The 23,015-nt window shown below is 41.1% G+C and carries 13 protein-coding genes, 7 tRNA genes and 3 rRNA genes; 14 read left to right on the forward strand and 9 right to left on the reverse strand.

Features of this window, described 5'->3' with window-relative positions; all coding sequences use genetic code 11:
• Positions 1-44: 44 nt before the first annotated feature.
• Positions 45-2,234 carry a YhgE/Pip domain-containing protein gene (locus tag O7776_RS00990; protein ID WP_274308820.1) on the reverse strand — a complete coding sequence of 730 codons (2,190 nt, stop codon included), beginning with the start codon at positions 2,232-2,234 and terminating at the stop codon, positions 45-47.
• Positions 2,235-2,491: 257 nt separating this feature from the next.
• On the opposite strand from O7776_RS00990, the gene dacB reads away from it, so the two are divergent.
• Positions 2,492-3,886 carry a D-alanyl-D-alanine carboxypeptidase/D-alanyl-D-alanine endopeptidase gene (gene dacB / locus O7776_RS00995; RefSeq protein WP_274308821.1) on the forward strand — a complete coding sequence of 465 codons (1,395 nt, stop codon included), beginning with the start codon at positions 2,492-2,494 and terminating at the stop codon, positions 3,884-3,886.
• A gap of 67 nt (positions 3,887-3,953) precedes the next feature.
• Positions 3,954-5,093 (forward strand): DUF418 domain-containing protein, encoded by a 1,140-nt coding sequence (locus tag O7776_RS01000; RefSeq protein WP_274308822.1) that lies wholly within the window; start codon positions 3,954-3,956, stop codon positions 5,091-5,093.
• Positions 5,094-5,265: 172 nt separating this feature from the next.
• On the opposite strand, the gene O7776_RS01005 is transcribed toward O7776_RS01000, so the two are convergent.
• Together O7776_RS01005 and O7776_RS01010 are read right to left on the reverse strand one after the other, a co-directional pair.
• Positions 5,266-5,577, reverse strand: coding sequence for a monooxygenase (locus tag O7776_RS01005; RefSeq protein WP_274308823.1), 312 nt, complete (start codon positions 5,575-5,577; stop codon positions 5,266-5,268).
• Positions 5,578-5,594: 17 nt separating this feature from the next.
• Entirely contained in the window at positions 5,595-6,539 is a 945-nt protein-coding gene (locus O7776_RS01010) for a DsbA family protein (RefSeq protein WP_274308824.1), read from the reverse strand.
• Between the two features lie 153 nt (positions 6,540-6,692).
• Between O7776_RS01010 and O7776_RS01015 the strand changes: the two genes are divergently transcribed.
• Positions 6,693-7,256, forward strand: coding sequence for a TetR/AcrR family transcriptional regulator (locus O7776_RS01015; protein ID WP_274308825.1), 564 nt, complete (start codon positions 6,693-6,695; stop codon positions 7,254-7,256).
• A 235-nt stretch (positions 7,257-7,491) separates the two neighbouring features.
• Here O7776_RS01015 and O7776_RS01020 read toward each other — a convergent pair whose 3' ends face one another.
• From O7776_RS01020 to O7776_RS01030, 3 genes are read right to left on the reverse strand one after another with little or no spacing between them, the layout of a single operon-like run.
• Complete coding sequence (locus O7776_RS01020; protein WP_274308826.1) at positions 7,492-8,283, reverse strand: ABC transporter permease; 792 nt, start codon at positions 8,281-8,283, stop codon at positions 7,492-7,494.
• Positions 8,273-9,016 carry an ABC transporter ATP-binding protein gene (locus O7776_RS01025; RefSeq protein WP_274308827.1) on the reverse strand — a complete coding sequence of 248 codons (744 nt, stop codon included), beginning with the start codon at positions 9,014-9,016 and terminating at the stop codon, positions 8,273-8,275. Before O7776_RS01025 ends, O7776_RS01020 begins: the two co-directional genes overlap by 11 nt.
• Entirely contained in the window at positions 9,017-9,997 is a 981-nt protein-coding gene (locus O7776_RS01030; protein WP_274308829.1) for an ABC transporter substrate-binding protein, read from the reverse strand. It abuts the gene before it with no gap.
• A 144-nt stretch (positions 9,998-10,141) separates the two neighbouring features.
• Here O7776_RS01030 and O7776_RS01035 point away from each other — a divergent pair, with 144 nt between their 5' ends.
• Positions 10,142-10,756 carry an NUDIX hydrolase gene (locus tag O7776_RS01035; protein WP_274308830.1) on the forward strand — a complete coding sequence of 205 codons (615 nt, stop codon included), beginning with the start codon at positions 10,142-10,144 and terminating at the stop codon, positions 10,754-10,756.
• Between the two features lie 61 nt (positions 10,757-10,817).
• On the opposite strand, the gene O7776_RS01040 is transcribed toward O7776_RS01035, so the two are convergent.
• The 3 genes from O7776_RS01040 to O7776_RS01050 all read right to left on the reverse strand — a co-directional run bounded on the left by O7776_RS01040 (position 10,818) and on the right by O7776_RS01050 (position 17,083).
• Positions 10,818-12,812, reverse strand: coding sequence for a methyl-accepting chemotaxis protein (locus O7776_RS01040; RefSeq protein ID WP_274308831.1), 1,995 nt, complete (start codon positions 12,810-12,812; stop codon positions 10,818-10,820).
• A gap of 504 nt (positions 12,813-13,316) precedes the next feature.
• Positions 13,317-15,011 (reverse strand): methyl-accepting chemotaxis protein, encoded by a 1,695-nt coding sequence (locus O7776_RS01045; RefSeq protein ID WP_274308832.1) that lies wholly within the window; start codon positions 15,009-15,011, stop codon positions 13,317-13,319.
• Between the two features lie 578 nt (positions 15,012-15,589).
• Complete coding sequence (locus O7776_RS01050) at positions 15,590-17,083, reverse strand: carboxypeptidase M32 (RefSeq protein ID WP_420802143.1); 1,494 nt, start codon at positions 17,081-17,083, stop codon at positions 15,590-15,592.
• A 376-nt stretch (positions 17,084-17,459) separates the two neighbouring features.
• On the opposite strand from O7776_RS01050, the gene O7776_RS01055 reads away from it, so the two are divergent.
• The 10 genes from O7776_RS01055 (at position 17,460) to O7776_RS01100 (ending at position 22,994) form a co-directional block, all read left to right on the forward strand.
• Positions 17,460-19,010 (forward strand): 16S ribosomal RNA (locus O7776_RS01055).
• Positions 19,011-19,107: 97 nt separating this feature from the next.
• Positions 19,108-19,184: transfer RNA gene (locus tag O7776_RS01060), tRNA-Ile, on the forward strand.
• Positions 19,185-19,221: 37 nt separating this feature from the next.
• A tRNA-Ala gene (locus tag O7776_RS01065) sits at positions 19,222-19,297 on the forward strand.
• A gap of 122 nt (positions 19,298-19,419) precedes the next feature.
• A 23S ribosomal RNA gene (locus O7776_RS01070) occupies positions 19,420-22,347 on the forward strand.
• Positions 22,348-22,408: 61 nt separating this feature from the next.
• A 5S ribosomal RNA gene (gene rrf, locus O7776_RS01075) occupies positions 22,409-22,524 on the forward strand.
• The 16S, 23S and 5S rRNA genes sit together here with 7 tRNA genes alongside, the layout of an rRNA operon.
• 9 nt (positions 22,525-22,533) lie before the next feature.
• A tRNA-Val gene (locus O7776_RS01080) sits at positions 22,534-22,609 on the forward strand.
• 10 nt (positions 22,610-22,619) lie between these two features.
• A tRNA-Thr gene (locus tag O7776_RS01085) sits at positions 22,620-22,695 on the forward strand.
• Between the two features lie 7 nt (positions 22,696-22,702).
• Positions 22,703-22,778, forward strand: a tRNA-Lys gene (locus O7776_RS01090).
• A gap of 48 nt (positions 22,779-22,826) precedes the next feature.
• A tRNA-Gly gene (locus O7776_RS01095) sits at positions 22,827-22,901 on the forward strand.
• A gap of 4 nt (positions 22,902-22,905) precedes the next feature.
• Positions 22,906-22,994: transfer RNA gene (locus tag O7776_RS01100), tRNA-Leu, on the forward strand.
• The last annotated feature ends 21 nt before the right edge of the window (positions 22,995-23,015 follow it).

The following is a 23,015-nucleotide window of genomic DNA, read 5'->3' on the forward strand; positions in this document are numbered from 1 at the left end:
GTTGGGAGGTAACTTCATGAAAATGTATGATGTAAGGGTTCGGCTCAATGAAATAATCCGGATTCTCGCGACTTTTTAAGCAGTAGCTTTGTTTTCCGGTTTATCTTTTCTTTAAAGAAGGTGCCGAATAGTAAAAATGCTGCACTAAAGAGCAAAAGGAAAGAAGCATCTCGTAATGCTCTCTGCCAGACGATACCGCCTACAGCTTCACGCATAATATCTACTGCATACGTAAAAGGAAGTGCAGGGTTGATTAACTGAAAAAACTCTGGTAAAAGAACGACTGGATAGGTACCGCCTGCCCCTGCAATTTGCAAGACAAGCATAATAATTGCAAACGCTTTTCCTATATCGCCAAAAACGGACACAAGCGTGTAAACAATGGACATGAAAACGAAACTAATAAGAAATCCGAACACTATAAACCAGAATGAATTTTTAACATCCACACCTAATAGAACAATGTCGCCTATTGTTACAATCAATGCTTGGAAAAGTCCAATCGCAGAGAATGTAAACAATCGACCGAAATATACCGCACGTTCGCTTACATTATTTTCATGGTTGGCATCTGTAGCAAGAAGTGAGATAAGAAGCAAACAACCTACCCATATAGCTAGAACGGTATAAAAAGGAGTCATACCTGTTCCGTAATTTGCGATAGGGAAAAGTTTGTTTTCATTCAAGACGATCGGCTCTTCAAAGAAGCTACGTTCCGCTTGTGGATCATTGCGGAGTAACTGGATTATTTCATTGAGATTTGTTTCCCCCTGAACTTTTCGTATTTTATCTGCTAGCTGTTTCACTTTGTCATATATATATGGATATTGTATCAATGCATGATCCAATGTTGATTTTCCCTCTTTAAGATGCGCGGCTGTACTATTTAGAATACGCGTGACTTCCGGTAAATTGGACTGAATATTGGACAGCATTTCTTTGGCATTTCCTAAGGTCTTTTTTGCATTGGCTACTTCGGAAAGAACAGTTGGTTCAATTGAGTTTTTGTATTCGTTTATAAAGGCATCCAGTTGGACGGTTGTATTCTGAGCTATTTTTTGTAAATCACTCAATATTTTTTGCATTTGTTGTTCTTTATCTTTTACAAGTGAATTGATTGTACGCGTATTCGTTTGCGTTTCTTGTAAAAAAACTTTCAATTTGTTCGTTTTGTCAATTGCCTGATCTAGTTTTGTTTGTTGTGCTACGTTGTTTTCTTCCAAACTCGATTCGTTCGAGCTATTGGATAATTCTTTTAACCAATCAAGGTCCTTCCTGATCGAGTCGATAGTTTGGATATTGGAGGTTATTTTGTTGTCGAGGTCCACCTTTACTCGATCCAACTCGGTAAAATCCAAATCGGCGTTTTGAACTTTTTGAAGAAATTCATTTGTACTTTTTGAAATCTTTGATACTTTATCCAAATCATTTTCAATTGTAGGGGCGAGTTCATTTAAACGACTTTGTGCTTTCGTCAAGAAATCGATTGTTTTTCCAATGTGATTCAAACCTTCAGTCGTTATTTGTTCGGCACGAGGAACCATTAAATTAGCCTGCGTGACAATTTTCTGTGCGGAAGAGGCGTCTTTTTGGACATCCGTCAGTAATTTGTGGATTGTAGGCAATTCTTGTTCCATTTTGAATACATAGTTTTCAAAGTTATGAATATCTGGTAGGTAGCTTTCTATTTCAATGCCTAAATCATTAAAGACGTTAAAAATGACGCCATTCACATTTGAGATGAATTGACTGCTAACTTCTTGAACAATAACCGTTGCTCCTTGTTCCGTTATTTTAGGCGCAATGGAGTTAATTTTTTCATTTACATAGTATTCGATATCCGCCTTTTGGGGGTTACCTGAAACGATAGAAGCTAACTTTTCGGAAAAGTTTTCTGGGATAATGATGACTGCAAAATAATCACCATATTCAACTTTTTTCATCGCATCTTTTCGAGAAGTAAAAGACCACTTCATATCTTGATTGTTTTTTAATGTATCGATTAGTTCATTTCCAACGTTTAACTGTTCCCCCCGCACGTTTGCTCCTGCATCTTCGTTTACAATCGCTACAGGAAGCTGATCAGTTTTAGCATAAGGGTCCCAAGAAGCATAAATGTTAAGCCATGCATATAAAGAAGGTAGGAAGACTAAACCTCCTATAAGAATTGCAGCCACCCAATTCCTGCTTATATTTCGAATGTCTGACTTGAAAATATTCCAACTATTTTTCATAACTCGTCCACCCTACTATTTGTATTGAAGTTGATAGGTACTTGATGATTGTAGTGTACCCCCAATAAATAATAGATATCCAAAGTAAAAGTAGGAGGATAGAAAGACTAATATATAAAATGATCAGCTATTGTTTAAAATTTCTAGTTTACAGTTAAAAGTGCTCGTAAAATCCATTTCCACCTAACACCCAAATTTATTTTTCTGCTACAATAAATTTACAGTAAATTCAAAATATTTCAAAGGGGATATGGCAAATGGGAGAAATTCAAGCAGTAGTACTCACACCACAAGCAGTAGCAGCACTTGATCAAGCGGTTGAACAAAGTTTAGGGAAAGATAGGGCAACGTTTACATTACGTGACCGCGCAACAGGGGATATTTTATACGCATATCGAGGGGAGCATTTAATGCGCCCAGCCTCGAACATGAAAATTATTTCAGGTGCAGCCGCTTTAGAGGAGTTGGGCTTAGATTATCGCTTTCAAACGGAGCTGTATATTGATGGAGAACTTGGAGATGGCATGTTAAACGGGAATCTCTATGTGAAGGGTTATGGTGATCCAACGATTAACGAAGCAACACTGCGACATTTTGCGGATATGTTATGGCAAAAAGGTATTCAATCCATCAATGAGCAACTAATCGGCGATGATAGTTATTTCACAGGGGATACATTGCCACCGGGTGTGGATGATGAAGGGGAAACACATTATTACGGTGCGCGTATTTCGCCGATTACGATGTCACCAAATGATGATTTTGATGCGAGTACAATTATAGTGACAGCAGAGTCACAGTCAGTTGGGGAGCCGCCAACATTTACCGTGATTCCACATTTAAGTGGCCATGAAATTACAAACGAAGCGACAACTGTAGAAAGTGGCGCGGAGAACACATTAGAAATCCGTCGGTTAAATGGTACCAATCATATTGTAATGACGGGTGCTATTCCACAAGGTGAAAGTGCGAAAGTATGGGTATCATTACAAAATCCAACAGTCAATACTTTGGAATTTTTCAAGGTGCTTTGTGAGCAAAAGGGCATTCAGTTCACACATGCTCAGCCAGTTACAGTTGGGAAAGTTACGGAAAGCGCGGAGCTTATTTACACACATGAATCGCGTACAGTTGCGGAGTTATTTTCGATTTTTATGAAGCTTAGCAACAATAGCATTGCCGATATTGTTGTCAAAACGCTTGGGGAATTGCAGCATGGTGTTGGTGATTATGAGTCAGGTTTACTTGTTGTGAATGACTACTTAATGCGAAAAAATATTGATTTTTCAACATGGCAATTCGTTGATGGCTCGGGACTTTCGCATGGTATTCGCCTGCATTCAAATGGCATTTCACAGCTATTATTTGAGCTGCAAAAAGAGCCGTATTTTGAGGTGTTCTTTGCATCCTTACCGGTTGGCGGGAACGAAGATCGTTTAATCGGTGGCACATTGAAAGACCGCTTTTTAGAGCCGGAATTTACGGGCAAAATATTTGCAAAAACAGGCTATATTCATGAGGTGCACTGCTTATCGGGTTACGCGACAGGTGCGAGTGGGAAAGACTATATATTTTCAATTATGCTAGAAGATTGTGAGGACGGTATACCGTTTATAGATGAGGGGTTAAAGGCTATTATAAGCGCAATATAATATTTTAATCTAATGATTTTGAAACTCTATCCTACACCTAGCCGTATACAATAAATGGAGGTGTGTGATGAAGAAACGAATGGAAGTACTAGATAGCTTACGTGGCTTTTCATTGCTTGGTATTTTAATTGCAAATATGCTGTATTTTCAATATGGCACAATAACAAAAGAGGAGATAGAGCCGACTACTTGGTGGGATCAGGCTGCCTTTTATTTCACAAAAATTGCGGTAGAGGCTTCGGTTTATCCGATTTTCGGCTTTTTATTTGGCTATGGCATTATTTTATTTGTAGGTTCACTGGAAAAGCGTGAGCTCAATGCAAGAGGACCACTTTGGCGTCGGGCGATTGGGCTTGTTGTTTTAGGAGCTTTGCATATCGCATTCGTTTGGGATGGCGATATTTTACTTACATATGGCGCGGCACTCATAATGATTATTTTATTTTTCTTAAAACGTCAGGTAAAAACATGGCTTGTTTGGTCGGGGATTTTAGCAGGGATTATGCTGCCATCGATGTTTCTTAAAGAAAATTTATTGGCGCTATTTGCGGAGGAAGCTGACAAGGCAGCCGTTATTTTTTCAAGTGGCACGTATTTAGAGGTTATGCAACATCGTATTGGTCTTGGTGATGATGAATTTGGTCTTATTTTTTGGATAGTTGGTCTAGCGATTGGCTTTATTCTCGTTGCGGTGATGGCCTTTTTCGCGGTAGGGTCCTTTATTTTACTTGGGATGGCGGCTGCAAAGGTAGATTTGTTTAACGATATTGAGCAAAAGCAGCGTCTTCTGAAACGTGTTACATGGCTTGTGCCAGTCGGATTATTATGTAAGGCATTCCTCGTTTGGGAGCATCCAGTTGGCACACTTATTTATGGCTTTGGTACGTATGCACTGGCAATCGGTTATATCGCGTTGTTTACATTACTATTTATCAAGCTAAAAGATCATAAGATCATGCATAGATTTGCAAGTGTAGGGCGTTTGTCGTTATCCAATTATTTATTGCAATCGATTATTTGTACAACGATTTTTTACGGCTATGGCTTCGGCTATTTTGGCAAGCTTGGCGTAGCACTGGGGCTCGTATTGGCGCTTATTGTTTACGGCTTGCAGCTTGTTGGCTCACGTCTATATTTACAGCGCTTTTCGATTGGCCCTGTGGAATGGCTGCTGCGCAAGTTTGTGTATTTAGGAAAAGAGAAATGATGAAAATAGAAGTTTGCCTTAATTTTAGGGCAAACTTTTACTTTTCTTAATAAATTATTTTTGACATGCCTGATGATTTAACAAGAAAACGAGTAGCAATTGAGCTACTCGCTTTCATTTTCATTTTAGATTGTAAAAAAGCTATAAATGTAAATAATAAAATTTCACAGGTTTATTTTGTATTTACCGGTCCTTTATTAATCTCGGTAAGTTTAGAGTTGATAGAAAAGATTTTTGCGTTGACGTCTTTTACGCCAAATCCAGCTAATCGTTTAGAGTGCATATCTAAATATTTTTTAGCCGTTTCTTTAGTTTCAAAAATGTAAATCCCACCGGCTTCATTTGTTTCGGGATTCTCTGTCCAAATTTTCCATGTCATTCCGTCTTCTTCGTTGATACTTTTTGCTAAATCAGTAAACGCATTTGCCATTTCATCTCCGAATGGTCCATTCATTTTAAAATCGACTTGTAATAAGTATGCCATAATTTTTCTCCTTTTGTTTATTTAGCCGTTATAAAATAGGCTTCCCCTAAAACTTCCTTCATTTGGTAACAATTAGGTGGAAGTTCTTTTTTAACAAAATTTTGAATATCTGATTTCTCGATATTATACATAACTTCAATTTCCTTAGAAAATAGAAGTTTTTCTTTTTCTAATAAACTAGCAAGAGATGGTTGAGGTTTTGGCACTAGTTCCTCCTTTTTTAAAACTTGCTTTAATGCGTCTACATAGGATTCAAGGGGACGGCCGCCAACAATTTTGATACCTTTATTTTCCTCATTGATCAGGATAATAGTAGGAAAACCTCGGGCACCTAAGCTTCTAGCTAGAGCAAAATCTTCATTTAATAACTGTTGTCCGATTGGTTGTTCAGCTTCATTTACAATAGCTTCTCCATCAAGACCAAGTTTATTTACGATTTCAATCATAACGAGTTTATCTGAAATATTTTGATTAAATGCGAAAAGGGCTTCTCTTGCACGGCGCAAATATTCATATGCTATTTCATCATTATGATTTTTTTGGATTACTTTAATTACACGAGAGGGTGGGTAGGATGATTGAACTGGATTATCAATCATTAAAGTACCATCAATTGGCATTCTAGAATATTCTCCAACTTCTCTCCAATGACCAGCAACGTCGGCTGGTTTATAAATTCCATTTGCAGGATCAATTGGTCCGTCATGCCATTTTTCCAGCAAACCACCCATCACAGTATGGAAATTAAAATAATCTCCATACTGCTCTACAAAACGACGAAGAACAGGTTCAATTGCCCAACAATGAGAACAAATAGGATCAGTTACATAATACAAATTGATTGTTTTTTTTGGATGATTAAAATCAATCATCCCCATTTCTGCTTCTTCAACTGTCCCACATACACCTGTTTCTAAGTCACAAATCATCTGATTGTTGTTCTTCAATTTCGTTTCCCTCATTCCTATTTGCTTTCTTTTCACGGACACAATGTGAAATTTGCCTTACAATTGAATCATAAGCCATAATGAACATCACCAATACCAATAGTTTTATAGATTTGTCGTTTTTACAACAGATTGATAAATATGTATAAAAAGTAGGAGGGATAATAAGTGGATCAACCAAAGACCGATCCTCGAGTTCTGCGTACGCGCAAATTAATTATGGATTCTTTCATTGAACTTTCTGGAAAAAAGGAATTTAAAAATATTACGATAAAAGATATTACGACAGAAGCCATGATTAATCGGGCAACTTTTTATTATCATTTTGAAGATATCTATGACTTACTAGAGAAGGTCTTATCAGAAGTATTGTTAGTCAATTTGAATTATGATATTTACGAGAATCATGAACTAAATGAAGAAGTTTTTGTCCATATTTTTTTAGCGATTACTAATTTTCAAGAGTCCTTATCTAATCGCTGCCATAGAGGATATGAAGATACTATTGCTCGGATTATTAGAGATCAGCTCGAAGTCGTTTTTTATAAACTGTTGTTAAAACAACATAAAAAGGAAGAGGATGGAGCCCTAAAAAATATGGCAGTCATATTAAGCTGGGGCGTATATGGAGCTTCTGTAGAGTGGCGAAGAAATAGTGATCAGATTTCGCCAGAGGAATTTATCAAATCAGCCGCCCCTTATATCATTTTTGGGATTGATTTTAACTTATAAAATAACAGCTAATTATTTTGACAATTAAAATAATCTGCCTTAACAGAGGCTTGGACAGAATTAGTTTCAGCCCGCACAAAAAATCGAAGCTAAGTCATGCAATTTCGATTTTTTGTATATTGCCTTATGAAATTAGGTTTGTCCTAGCTATCAAGCTATAACCTTTCATTTTTTGATGAGAATGGGCAATCTACGCAATAGTAAAAACCGCACTTTTCAAAAGGAAGTGCGGTTTTTATTTCCCTAAAATCTTACGCTCGGTTAGCTCCACCAATTTATACATCAATGTCGCGATGATAAGAATCATAACAAGCGCTAAAAATACGAGCGTAAAATTGAACACCTGAAACCCGGAAATAATTAAATACCCTAAACCCTTTGATGATACTAAGAACTCACCAACAATGACCCCAACCCAAGATAAGCCTACATTGACCTTCAAAGTCGAAATAATGGTCGGCATCGAAGCCGGCAACACGACATGGCGAAACGTTTCGTATTTTGATGCATGAAAAAGCTGCATGACCTTTACATAGTTTTCATTGACCTGTAAAAAGGCAGAAAAAATAACAATCGTCGAAATAATAACAGAAATTAATACCCCCATGACGATTACAGCCAGCATATTTGGACCGAAAATAACGAGAATCATAGGTCCAATAGCGACTTTCGGCATCGCATTTAACACAACTAAATACGGGTCAAGCACAGCAGCAGCTGTTTTGGATGCCCAAAGAAAAATAGCAAGCACTGTACCACAAAGGGTGCCGAGCAAAAAGCCAATAATCGTTTCAAATAAAGTAATGCCTACATGAGGTAGAAGGGTGCCATCTGATAGCTTTGTGATAAACAGACTCGCAACAGCTTGGGGACTACTAAAAATAAGTGGGTCTAGTATTCGAAACTGTGTGGCTAGTTGCCAGCATAGCAACAGCCCTACAAGTAAGCACAATTGAAGGAGCAAGATTTTTTGCTTGTGCCGGCGACGAGCGCTTTGAAATTGCTGTTGCAGTAGGTCAAGGTTCATCGCGCTCAAGCTCCTTCCAAATTTGCTGAAATATTTGTTGGAACGGTGGGGCATTACGTGCTTCAAGGGGAGATAATTGTCGTAGCGCCTCAGGTACGATAAAGCATTGGGTAATGGTGCCCGGTCGCGGACTAAAGATGAAAATTTTATCACTCATGGCAATCGCTTCACTAATATCATGCGTTACTAAAATGGTCGTCGTTTTATAATTTTGTAATGTTTTAGCGACAAAGTCTTCAAGCATTAATTTCGAACGATAATCAAGCGCTGAAAACGGTTCATCAAGCAACAGTAGTGAGGGATTGACTGCCAGTGTACGGGCAAGTGCAATACGCTGACGCATCCCGCCAGATAGTTGCGTTGGGTAGAGCTTTTTCGTGTGACTGAGTTCAAAGTTTTCCAATAGATCATCGACAATGGTAGAAGGCTGCCGTTTTAAAATCGTCAGCCCCAGTGCCACATTGTCCTCAATCGTTTTCCATGGAAATAAAAAGTCTTGCTGTAGCATATAGCCGATTTCAGGTGAATCGTGCCTAAATTGAAGTGTTCCTTCTGTAGGTGTAAGTAAGCCCGCAATAATAGAGAGTAGCGTAGACTTTCCGCAGCCACTAGGACCTAAAAATGACACGAACTCGCCTTCATGCAAAGTAAGATGAATATCGCGAAGAGCTGTCGTAACGGCTTCATCCGCAAAAAAATGATGTGATACATCGTTTACTTGTAAAAAGGTCATTTACTTCACAACCTGATCGGCAATGGAACGATTGACGAGCTTGCTATATTGTACATCGTGGTCTAACGTACCCGCCTCTGTCATTACATCGAGTAAATTTTGGAATTCATCCTCATCTATGATAGGATTTTCGGCATAGGATTTTTGAGCACGATAGCGTTCAACCACTTGCTCAATTAGTGCAAGATCTGTGTCTTCAAAGTACGGAGATATTGCTTGTGCAACGTCTTTAGCAGGTGCTTCATACACCCATTGCTGTGCTTCATATAGGGCCTTTGTAAAGTTCGTAATAAAGTCATCTGCTTTTAACGTACTTTCTTTTGTCATAAAGCCTGTATATGGAATTGCGCCAAGCTCTTCACCAAACGAAGCAACAATTTTCCCGATTCCTTGCTGTTCAAAGATGCTCGCGGTTGGCTCGAATAACTGTACGTAATCGCCCGTTCCAGAAGCAAAGGCATTGGCGATATTCGCAAAATCAATATTTTGAATCAGCGTTAAATCCTGCTGTGGATTAATGCCATTTTTCTTCAATACAAACTCCCCGGCCATTTGCGGCATTCCACCAACCCGCTGCCCTAAAAACGTGCTGCCCTTTAATGCATCCCATGAAAATTCGCTGTTTTGGTCGCGTGCTACTAAAAACGTACCATCTGTCTGCGTAAGTTGAGCGAAGTTAACAATCGGATCATTTGGGTGTTGGCCGTCCACATAAACCGATGTTTCCGCACCAATTAACGCAATATCAATGCCGTCAGATAATAATGCTGTCATAGTTTTATCGCCGCCTGGAATGGTTGTAAGCTCAATTTGAAGGCCGTGCTTTTCAAAATAATCCTTTTCAATGGCAGCATAAAGAGGTGCATAAAAAATTGAACGTGTCACTTCGCCAACCTTTACGCTTTGTAACTCTTTGTCTCCACAGCCAACTAAAACTAATAATAATAGTGCACTTAAAAAGGCAAGGCGCAGCCTAGTCATGTAGTCATCCTTTTCTTGTCGATTTTGTAAGTAGCATATGCAACAAAAGGATGTTGCGTGCGAAGGGGGAATATACATTGCACCAAATAACAAGCTTTCGTGTTACGATAAAGGCAGTAATTGTCTTAAAGTGAGGGAAAATATATGTTTTTAGAAAAATTGAAAGGACAGCTGGAGAAACCACAGCCACTGTTTTTAGGGGAGGAAACAGCCTTTCGTTCGGCGGTGCTTATTCCACTTGTCGAAAAAAATGGTGAGTGGTATGTACTATTTGAAGTGCGTGCGTTAACGATGCGTAAACAACCAGGGGATATTAGCTTTCCAGGGGGCAAAATCGATGATTCAGACGCATCACCGTTAGCTGCTGCACTGCGTGAAACACAAGAGGAGCTTGGCATTGACCCACAATCTATTCAGCTAATAGGCCATTTAAGCCCGTTTGTAACCTCGCCTGCCTTTGTTGTGTATCCATTTATTGGGGTTATTGAGGAGGCAGAGCTGAATCATTATAATCGTGACGAAGTAGAGGAGCTATTTATGGTGCCACTCAACTGGTTAATGACGCATGAACCGTATGTTCATTATGTTCCAATGGAACCAAAGCCTCCTGCAGACTTCCCATACGATAAAATTGTGAATGGGGAAAACTATCAATGGCGTGCCAACCGTATGGAAGAATGGTTTTACGAGCACGGAAATTATACAATTTGGGGCTTAACGGCAAGACTGTTGAAGCACTTTATCGAAAAAATGAAATGACAAAGGGAGTGTCCGAGAAGTAATTCTGGAACACTCCCTTTGCGCTCACTTTTTAATTCGTTTAGTTAGTTTTAAACACGCTTACCTCAGTTAATAACTCATCCACAATTGTCTCTAATGCTTCTGCTGTTGCAGAAATTTCTTCAATTGAGCATAGTTGTGCTTCTGTAGATGTGGCTACAGCTTGTAACAGGCTTTGTGAGTTGCCCGAGATGTCCTCAACAACTTGAATATCGCCAACAACAAAATCACTGTCACGAGCGATTGAATGTGCACGGTCTTGAATGTCAACAAGCTGCTCAGTAATGTTTTCGATATATTGTTTTACTTGCTGGAAGTTTGTTTCAGTTTGTGCGAACATTTCTAAACCTTTTGAAACCTCACCTAAGCTATCGTTCATCGACGCTACTGATTTTGATGATTCGCGTTGAATCGCTGTAATAATTTCTTTTACTTGAATCGAAGAATGGTTCGTTTGTTCAGCAAGTTTACGTACTTCATCGGCTACGACTGCGAATCCTTTACCATGTTCACCTGCACGTGCAGCCTCAATAGAAGCGTTAAGGGCAAGTAAATTTGTCTGATCAGCAATGGATGTAATGACGTTAACAATTTCATTGATTTCATTGGCATATGTATTGACTGTACCGATATCTGATGAAAGACGGTTAAATGTATCTTCAATATTGGCCATTTGTTGCTGGGTTGAAATCACGATATTATGACCAACTTCGGCAGCACTTACTGCATTTTGTGCACTGGATGTTACAAGTGCCGTATTATCCTCGATGGAGTGAATGTTATTCGATACTTTTCGCAAAGATTTAAAGCTCTTTGTTAATTTTTGTGTTTGCTTTTCAAAACCATCTTGCACATCGTTCATCGCTAAAGCAATTTGCTCGGAGGTTTTTCGATTTTCTGCAAGTGTGGCTGCTAATTCTTCAGAGGAAGCAGAAATGACTGAAGATTGCTCGTGAATATGCTTGATAATTGATGAAATCATGTCACTCATTTTAGTAAATGAACGACTTAAAATACCAATTTCATCGCTCTTATCGATTGTTAACGTTGTACGTAAATCACCCGAGCTCATCACAACGGCAGCTGTTGAAATTTGTTTTAACGGCTTTGTAATAGAACGAATGATAATAAGTAAGAAAATCCCTAAAATCACAAGAGCAACAATAACTACATAAAGCGTCGTTTTTAAGATTGGAGCAGTTGCTTGAATAATTTCGCTATTAAATATAGTTCCTCCAATTTTCCAACCTGTTAACTCATTTGTTGCAACGTACATTTTTTTGTCTGAACCCTCAAATACATAATCAAATGAGTTGTTTTCTGTAGTGAGCATTTCATTAGCCCAAGTTTCTTTTGATACATCTGAACCACCTTCTAAAGTAGGGTGGGCAATAATGGTTTTACTTGATGTCATTAAAAATGGATAGCCTTGTTCGCCGACTTGAATACCATTAACGATTTCAAATAGCGCATCCATTCCTAAGTTTACGGCATAAACACCGCTCCCATCTTCAAGTTGCTTCGATACAGTTACAACCCAATCGCCAGTTGAGGCAGATTGGTGAGGTGTAGCAATTACATACTGTCCAGGATTTGCCTCCGCGTTTTGATACCATGCACGTGTACGGGGGTCAAAATTAGGGTCGTTCATAAGCCCTAAGTCAGGGTATTGAATCATATCACCATTTTTTGTTCCTACAAACGACGAAACAATCCCTTCGCTTGTCTCGAAATACTGTTCCATCATTGTTAAAATAGGGTCCCATTCGCGTTCAGTGTCCCAGTCTGATTGTTTGAAAAAGCTCGAAAAGTATTCGACATCACTAATAATAGGTGACACATGTTTGTCAATGAACGCATCAACAGATGAAACACTTTGCAGTCCGCTAGAATTAATTTTTGCTTCAATTTCATTTTTTGCAGAAAAGTAGGAAGTAAAAGCAATAAGTAACGTAGGAATAAGTAATGCAATTAAAAATGCGAAGCCTAATTTAAAGTTAATTGAGACTTTAAACGCTTTTTTCTGTTTTTCCATCCAGATATTCCCTCCAGGTTCACGGTGGTTTATAGTACTTTTTATTTATATATAATTCCATTATAAGGCAATTTATTGTTCGAGATTTAAAAATTTTTGTGACAATTACATACTGATGTGAGAAAAGTTATTGATAAATGAGGTGTAGTAGACTTTCAGTAACAAAATTCTAGGATTTTCTTCAATAATCACCTATGATAGACGTAAGAAAAGTGTTTGGAGGATATTATGAAAGGGAAAAAAGGATTGTATATTGCAGTTGTGGCAGTTATCGCGATTGCATCGGTATTAGATATTGCATTTAAAGGCTTAGGCTATCAGTTATTACAAAAATTATTATAACTTGCTCCAGCTGAATCAAGTTAAAGCCCCGGTAGATGTCACAGATTTTAAGAGGGATTTTTCAAGGGGATTCGAAAAAAATCTGTTCGCAACTATGCCTAGGTGTAATGGATAAAATAACCCCTGTAATTCGTAATAAGACGAATTACAGGGGTTTTATGTTTAAGCATTAAACAGTTTAAATTGGCGAACATTAGCATTTAAGTTTTCTGCCATATGTGCTAAGGTTGCAGCGCTGCTAGAAATTTCATCCATCGAGCCTGTTACTTGTTCCACTGTAGCGGATGTTTCCTCAATACCAGCAGCAGATTGCTGTGAAACGGCTGCAATTTCATCGACTGCGTGGTTAATTGTCGCAGTATTGGCAACGACATCTTCTAATTTGCTAGACATATCGGAAATATGTAAAGACATTTCGTTAAGTGCATGCGAGATTTTTGTGAAAGTATCACCAGTCATGGCAATCTGAGATGTACCACGTTCAACCTCTTTGTAGCCAGATTCTAATGAAGTCATTACAAGGTTTGAACCAGTTAAAATACGTTCAACAATTGTCGTAATACCACCAACAGAATATGTTACTTGATCTGCTAACTTACGTACCTCATCGGCAACAACGGCGAAACCTTTTCCGTGTTCACCAGCTCGTGCCGCTTCAATTGCTGCATTCAAAGAAAGTAAATTTGTTTGATCGGCAATGGCATGAATGACCTGGACAATTTGTGAAATCTCTTGTGTTTCTTTGCCTAATTGTTCTACTTTGATGACAGCATCTTTAACGATTGTATCAATTGTCGTCATTTGTTGCGTAGAGGCGTTCATAAGACTTTGACCTTCAGAAGTTAGGGCCAAAACATTGGATGAAGCACCTTGAATTTGTTTATTGCGTTTATTAACATCGCTCATTTTCGTTGAGAAGTCACTCATTGTTGAAGCTACATCTGCGGCATTACTCGCTTGTGATTCCGTACCACTCGCAATTTCCGCAACTGTTGTCGAAACTTGTTCTGTACCAGACTTTACTTCTACTGCAGATTGCGTTAAATCCTCACTATGTGCTGCTACTTCATTTGATGTTACTTGAATATCTTTTAACATACGATTCATTGTTTTCACGACAGTGTTTGTTGCTTCTGTAAGTTGTGCAATTTCATCTTTTGTACGAACTTCAAGTAAAGGTTCACTAAAATCACCTTGCGCAATATTTTTCATGCGTGTGGTAACCGTTACGACACTTTTTGAAATCTTTGTTGCGCTAATACTTGCGATAAGAATCGATAAAATGACCGTTAGCAAACCTAAAATGACAGTAACCCATTTCGCTGTCTCATTTGAATCAATCATAGTCTGACCTGTTGAATTAATTTTTTCTGTACGATTCGTGGCTAAATCTTTAAAGCCTAAACGAATTTCAGTAGCTGTGCTATCCATTGCTACTAAATTTTTTATAGCGAGCTCCGTATCACCAGCATCATATACCGAAAAAACAGATGTTTGAATGTATGTGTTCCATTCTTCCTCCATTTTATGATATTTTTCGTATGTATCGGAGCTTGTTATTTCACGCAACTTCGCGCCTTGTTCGCTCGCTAGCTCCATGTTTTCGGTAAAAACCGTTTTGTATTCGGGTTTACCGGAAAGAACATAACCACGGACAGCTGCAATGCGTAGTGCCATTGTTTGTGCTATATCATTATCGATTGTTAATAGTTGAAGCTCCTCATTCACAATTAAGTCGGTTTGATTCGCACTAGTTGATGTGTGGATAAAATTGTAAGTGGAATAGGCCGCAACGATAATAATAACGATTGAAAATGCAAATAATATATTCATACGAATAGTTTTAAATTGGAACATGTAAAACATTCCTCCCCATTTTTTTACAAAATACTAACTGAATTACAATATCATAGTTAGTGATTAGAAAACTGTTGTTACGAAGAAGTAAGAAAAAAATAGTTTAAGGTAGTTATTTTCTTGATACATAGAGTATTAGAGGAGGGAAGCGATCATAATGAGTGCTATTTCATTTGCTTTAGAAATCTGAAGATAAAATAAGGGGATATTTTCATTAAGAAGAAATTTTTTAAGAGATTTATTAAAAATTTTAACCTAATTTTAACCTTTGTTCGGTATAACTTTAAATAGGTTATCCAAGTAGTAGGGGAAATGCTCACTACGAAGATATTCTATAGGTTTCTCCACTTTTTACCCTTTCATATTTAGGACTCTAGTGTATGAAGGGGACTTTTTTTAGATAAATTCTATTTTCCGTAAAACTCCTCCTTTTTCCGCTCTATTTTTGTAGCGGCTTTTTTTATGGTTAATAAAGAAAAAATGGTAGCAAAACGTATATCACATCCAAATAACTGACATGATGAGTTTCCTTGTATATGCACTAAAAAAGCCGCCCAAGTAATGAGCGACTTTCACGATTAAAGCTGGTATAACGCTGTATATTTTTCTTTTAAGTAATTGGCTAAATAAGAAGCGCTTAAAGCTTCGCCAGTACCTTCTAAAATAAGTTCATTTGGCTTTTTCAATGCGCCGTATTGATGTACTTTTTCGGTTAACCAATTTTTAATTGGTGCTAATTCCCCGCGACTAAGAAGCTCGTCGAAGTTAGGAATGTCTCGATCCATGGCATGTTTCCACTGCGCTGCATACATGAATCCTAAAGCATAGCTAGGGAAGTAACCAAAGCTACCACCGCTCCAGTGTGTATCCTGTAGTACCCCTTGAGCATCATTTTCAGGGCGAATACCTAAATATTCTTCGTACTTATCGTTCCAAACGCGTGGTAAATCTTCTGCTTGCAAATCCCCATTAAAAATTTCACGTTCAATTTCATAACGAATCATAATGTGTAGTGGGTACGTCAATTCATCAGCCTCAATACGGATGAATGAGGGCTCTGAGAAATTGATTGCCTTTAAAAATTCTACGACGTCAACGTGACCAAACTGCTCTGGCGAATGTTTTTGTAAAATGGAAAAGTTATGTTTCCAGAAATTTTCGTTACGTCCAATAATATTTTCATAAAATAGTGATTGCGATTCGTGTATGCCCATCGAAGCACCAGTGGAAAGCGGTAAGCCATTTAATTTAGGGTCTATATTTTGTTCATATACAGCATGCCCGCATTCGTGGATTGTTCCGAATACAGCAGAGCGGAAGTCTGATTCATCGTATTTTGTTGTAACACGAATATCGCCACTATTCAAACCAATCATAAATGGATGTACGGTTTCATCTAAACGACCAGCCTCGAAGTCATAACCGAGTTGTTCTAATAGTTCGAGTGAAGCGGCATGTTGCCCAGCTTTAGGGAAGTGTTTGAAAAGCATCGAAGTATCTGGTTTGTTTGGTGAAGCTTCAATTGCTTTTACTAATGGGATGATCGTAGCCTTTAACTCATCAAATAACTGATCTAGCACGTCTGTCGTCATATCTGGCTCGTATTTATCGAGTAATGTATTGTAGGGCGAACCATTTTTGATACCCCAATAACTAACAAATCGCTTTTGATAGTCAATAATTTCTTTTAAGTAAGGTAAGAAAATTTGGAAATCAGAAGCAGCCTTCGCTTCTTCCCAAGCGGCCTCTGATTTCGCCTGCAAAATCGTATACGCTTTAAATTCATCAGCGGGAATGTTCTTAGATTCGTCATATCTTTTTTTCACTTCTTCAAATAAGCGAAGCGTTACAAAATCTAATTCTTCTTGTTCCAGTTGCTTTAATAGGTTACTAAGTTCTTCGCTCGTTTGCAGTGCAAATAATTCAGCAGACAATGTCCCGATAACCTCAGCGCGTTGAGACAACCCTTTTTTAGGTGCCCCCGTACGCATGTCCCAATAAATTACTGATAGTGCCTCAGAGTAGTTTTGCATTTTCTTTACATAATCAATAAAAGCCTCTTTCAAAATCAATCACTCCTTTTATTTTAATTATATAGTGGAAATAGAGAATAAGTTGAGAATATTTCAAAAAAAGAATGAAATAGTTCGATTAAAATTGAGTCACTTAAAAATAATAATAAAGTTTATAAACATTTATATAAGTAGAAACTAATATCAAAAAAATAAATCAAAAAAAGTTATTAAAAACTGTTGACGGTTGTTTAAAAGGGGTGTAATATTCTAATAGTCGTCAGCAGCAAGTTGATAACAAAGCGAAATGAATGTAACATGAACCTTGAAAACTGAACAAGCAACGTTAATGAATATAGCTTCTTAAATGAAGCAAAAAAGATTTCTAACTTAATTGTTAGAATCGCTAGCAAAGCAAATGAGCTTTCAAACTACTTTTATGGAGAGTTTGATCCTGGCTCAGGACGAACGCTGGCGGCGTGCCTAATACATGCAAGTCGAGCGAATGGATTTGGAGCTTGCTCCAATGACGTTAGCGGCGGACGGGTGAGTAACACGTGGGTAACCTACCCTATAGACTGGGATAACTTCGGGAAACCGGAGCTAATACCGGATAATACTTTGAACCACATGGTTGGAAGTTGAAAGATGGTTTCGGCTATCACTATAGGATGGACCCGCGGCGCATTAGCTAGTTGGTGAGGTAACGGCTCACCAAGGCGACGATGCGTAGCCGACCTGAGAGGGTGATCGGCCACACTGGGACTGAGACACGGCCCAGACTCCTACGGGAGGCAGCAGTAGGGAATCTTCCACAATGGACGAAAGTCTGATGGAGCAACGCCGCGTGAGTGAAGAAGGATTTCGGTTCGTAAAACTCTGTTGCAAGGGAAGAACAAGTAGCGTAGTAACTGGCGCTACCTTGACGGTACCTTGTTAGAAAGCCACGGCTAACTACGTGCCAGCAGCCGCGGTAATACGTAGGTGGCAAGCGTTGTCCGGAATTATTGGGCGTAAAGCGCGCGCAGGTGGTTCCTTAAGTCTGATGTGAAAGCCCCGGCTCAACCGGGGAGGGTCATTGGAAACTGGGGAACTTGAGTGCAGAAGAGGATAGTGGAATTCCAAGTGTAGCGGTGAAATGCGTAGAGATTTGGAGGAACACCAGTGGCGAAGGCGACTATCTGGTCTGTAACTGACACTGAGGCGCGAAAGCGTGGGGAGCAAACAGGATTAGATACCCTGGTAGTCCACGCCGTAAACGATGAGTGCTAAGTGTTGGGGGTTTCCGCCCCTCAGTGCTGCAGCTAACGCATTAAGCACTCCGCCTGGGGAGTACGGTCGCAAGACTGAAACTCAAAGGAATTGACGGGGGCCCGCACAAGCGGTGGAGCATGTGGTTTAATTCGAAGCAACGCGAAGAACCTTACCAGGTCTTGACATCCCATTGACCACTGTAGAGATACAGTTTTCCCTTCGGGGACAACGGTGACAGGTGGTGCATGGTTGTCGTCAGCTCGTGTCGTGAGATGTTGGGTTAAGTCCCGCAACGAGCGCAACCCTTGTTCTTAGTTGCCATCATTTAGTTGGGCACTCTAAGGAGACTGCCGGTGATAAACCGGAGGAAGGTGGGGATGACGTCAAATCATCATGCCCCTTATGACCTGGGCTACACACGTGCTACAATGGACGGTACAAACGGTTGCCAACCCGCGAGGGGGAGCTAATCCGATAAAACCGTTCTCAGTTCGGATTGTAGGCTGCAACTCGCCTACATGAAGCCGGAATCGCTAGTAATCGCGGATCAGCATGCCGCGGTGAATACGTTCCCGGGCCTTGTACACACCGCCCGTCACACCACGAGAGTTTGTAACACCCGAAGTCGGTGAGGTAACCTTTATGGAGCCAGCCGCCGAAGGTGGGATAGATGATTGGGGTGAAGTCGTAACAAGGTAGCCGTATCGGAAGGTGCGGCTGGATCACCTCCTTTCTAAGGATTTTTCGGAAATCTTCTCTTGGAGAAGATACTCATTAACGTTTGCTGTTCAGTTTTGAAGGTTTATGAATGAATTTTATATCTTCTAAGAGGGCCTATAGCTCAGCTGGTTAGAGCGCACGCCTGATAAGCGTGAGGTCGATGGTTCGAGTCCATTTAGGCCCACCATATAAATTCTTTATATTACCTCTTATATCATAATATTGGGGCCTTAGCTCAGCTGGGAGAGCGCCTGCCTTGCACGCAGGAGGTCAGCGGTTCGATCCCGCTAGGCTCCACCAATTTTTTTGTTCTTTGAAAACTGGATAAAACGACATTGATAAGTAATAAACAAACAATAGATCAAGAAATTGATCGTGTAAGATCCTTAAAGTCTTAAATCATCTGATTTAAGTTTAACTTTGGTTAAGTTAATAAGGGCGCACGGTGGATGCCTTGGCACTAGGAGTCGATGAAGGACGGCACTAACACCGATATGCCTCGGGGAGCTGTAAGTAAGCTTTGATCCGGGGATTTCCGAATGGGGGAACCCACTATCTTTAATCGGATAGTATCTACACGTGAATACATAGCGTGATGAGGACAGACGCAGGGAACTGAAACATCTAAGTACCTGCAGGAACAGAAAGAAAATTCGATTCCCTGAGTAGCGGCGAGCGAAACGGGAAGAGCCCAAACCAAAGAGCTTGCTCTTTGGGGTTGTAGGACACTCTATACGGAGTTACAAAAGAATGATTTAGGCGAAGCGACTTGGAAAGGTCCGCAAGAGAAGGTAAAAGCCCTGTAGCCAAAAAGTCATTCTCTCCAGAGTGGATCCTGAGTACGGCGGAACACGTGAAATTCCGTCGGAATCCGGGAGGACCATCTCCCAAGGCTAAATACTACCTAGTGACCGATAGTGAACCAGTACCGTGAGGGAAAGGTGAAAAGCACCCCGGAAGGGGAGTGAAATAGAACCTGAAACCGTGTGCCTACAAGTAGTTAGAGCCCGTTAATGGGTGATAGCGTGCCTTTTGTAGAATGAACCGGCGAGTTACGATTACGTGCGAGGTTAAGTTGAGAAGACGGAGCCGCAGCGAAAGCGAGTCTGAATAGGGCGAATTAGTACGTGGTCGTAGACCCGAAACCAGGTGATCTACCCATGTCCAGGATGAAGGTGAGGTAACACTTACTGGAGGTCCGAACCCACGCACGTTGAAAAGTGCGGGGATGAGGTGTGGGTAGCGGAGAAATTCCAATCGAACTTGGAGATAGCTGGTTCTCTCCGAAATAGCTTTAGGGCTAGCCTCGTGATTGAGAATACCGGAGGTAGAGCACTGTTTGGACTAGGGGGCATCTCGCTTTACCGAATTCAGACAAACTCCGAATGCCGGATATTTATACACGGGAGTCAGACTGCGAGTGATAAGATCCGTAGTCAAAAGGGAAACAGCCCAGACCACCAGCTAAGGTCCCAAAGTAATCGTTAAGTGGAAAAGGATGTGGCGTTGCTTAGACAACCAGGATGTTGGCTTAGAAGCAGCCATCATTTAAAGAGTGCGTAATAGCTCACTGGTCGAGTGACGCTGCGCCGAAAATGTATCGGGGCTAAACGATTCACCGAAGCTGTGGATGCATACCATTGGTATGCGTGGTAGGAGAGCGTTCTAAGGGCGTTGAAGTCAGACCGGAAGGACTGGTGGAGCGCTTAGAAGTGAGAATGCCGGTATGAGTAGCGAAACATGGGTGAGAATCCCATGCACCGTATGACTAAGGTTTCCTGAGGAAGGCTCGTCCGCTCAGGGTTAGTCGGGACCTAAGCCGAGGCCGATAGGCGTAGGCGATGGATAACAGGTTGATATTCCTGTACTACCTCCCCACCGTTTGAGAAATGGGGGGACGCAGTAGGGTAGGGTAAGCAGAGCGTTGGTTGTCTCTGTTCAAGCAGTAAGGTGTGTGCGTAGGCAAATCCGCGTACTTTAACATTGAGCTGTGATGACGACTCCGTATGGAGGAAGTTCCTGATCTCACACTGCCAAGAAAAGCCTCTATCGAGGTGGGAGGTACCCGTACCGCAAACCGACACAGGTAGTCGAGGAGAGAATCCTAAGGTGTGCGAGAGAACTCTCGTTAAGGAACTCGGCAAAATGACCCCGTAACTTCGGGAGAAGGGGTGCTCTGGTAGGGTGTATAGCCCGAGAGAGCCGCAGTGAATAGGCCCAGGCGACTGTTTAGCAAAAACACAGGTCTCTGCAAAACCGTAAGGTGACGTATAGGGGCTGACGCCTGCCCGGTGCTGGAAGGTTAAGAGGAGTGGTTAGCGCAAGCGAAGCTGCGAATTGAAGCCCCAGTAAACGGCGGCCGTAACTATAACGGTCCTAAGGTAGCGAAATTCCTTGTCGGGTAAGTTCCGACCCGCACGAAAGGCGTAACGATCTGGGCACTGTCTCAACGAGAGACTCGGTGAAATTATAGTACCTGTGAAGATGCAGGTTACCCGCGACAGGACGGAAAGACCCCGTGGAGCTTTACTGTAGCTTGATATTGAATTTTGGTACAACTTGTACAGGATAGGTAGGAGCCAGAGATCTCGGAGCGCCAGCTTCGAAGGAGGCGTCGGTGGGATACTACCCTGGTTGTATTGAACTTCTAACCCATGCCCCTTAGCGGGGTAGGAGACAGTGTCAGGCGGACAGTTTGACTGGGGCGGTCGCCTCCTAAAAGGTAACGGAGGCGCCCAAAGGTTCCCTCAGAATGGTTGGAAATCATTCGTAGAGTGTAAAGGCATAAGGGAGCTTGACTGCGAGACCTACAAGTCGAGCAGGGTCGAAAGACGGGCTTAGTGATCCGGTGGTTCCGCATGGAAGGGCCATCGCTCAACGGATAAAAGCTACCCCGGGGATAACAGGCTTATCTCCCCCAAGAGTCCACATCGACGGGGAGGTTTGGCACCTCGATGTCGGCTCATCGCATCCTGGGGCTGTAGTCGGTCCCAAGGGTTGGGCTGTTCGCCCATTAAAGCGGTACGCGAGCTGGGTTCAGAACGTCGTGAGACAGTTCGGTCCCTATCCGTCGTGGGCGTAGGAAATTTGAGAGGAGCTGTCCTTAGTACGAGAGGACCGGGATGGACACACCGCTGGTGTACCAGTTGTCTTGCCAAAGGCATCGCTGGGTAGCTATGTGTGGACGGGATAAGTGCTGAAAGCATCTAAGCATGAAGCCCCCTCAAGATGAGATTTCCCATTACGCAAGTAAGTAAGACCCCTGAAAGACGATCAGGTAGATAGGTTCGAGGTGGAAGTGTGGCGACACATGTAGCTGACGAATACTAATCGGTCGAGGACTTAACCACATGTTTACGAAAATCAATGAACCGTTTATCCAGTTTTGAAAGAATAATTCTTTCAAATTAATCTAGTGATGATGGCAAAGAGGTCACACCTGTTCCCATACCGAACACAGAAGTTAAGCTCTTTAGCGCCGATGGTAGTTGGGGGTTTCCCCCTGTGAGAGTAGGACGTCGCTAGGTTATTACCCAGGAGGATTAGCTCAGCTGGGAGAGCACCTGCCTTACAAGCAGGGGGTCGGCGGTTCGAGCCCGTCATCCTCCACCATTTCTAAAATGCCGGTGTAGCTCAGTTGGTAGAGCAACTGACTTGTAATCAGTAGGTCGAGGGTTCGACTCCTTTCGCCGGCACCATTTTAGAGAGCCATTAGCTCAGTCGGTAGAGCATCTGACTTTTAATCAGAGGGTCGAAGGTTCGAGTCCTTCATGGCTCACCAGTTTTTATAATTTTACATACTGTCAGAATAAAAAATTCTAAGCATTTTGCGGAAGTAGTTCAGTGGTAGAACACCACCTTGCCAAGGTGGGGGTCGCGAGTTCGAACCTCGTCTTCCGCTCCAAAATGCCGGGGTGGCGGAACTGGCAGACGCACAGGACTTAAAATCCTGCGGTGAGTGATCACCGTGCCGGTTCGATTCCGGCCCTCGGCACCATTTTTTAAAACAAAGAAATTT

Origin of the sequence: Solibacillus daqui, assembly GCF_028747805.1 — a bacterium.
Classification (GTDB): Bacteria; Bacillota; Bacilli; order Bacillales_A; family Planococcaceae; genus Solibacillus; species Solibacillus daqui.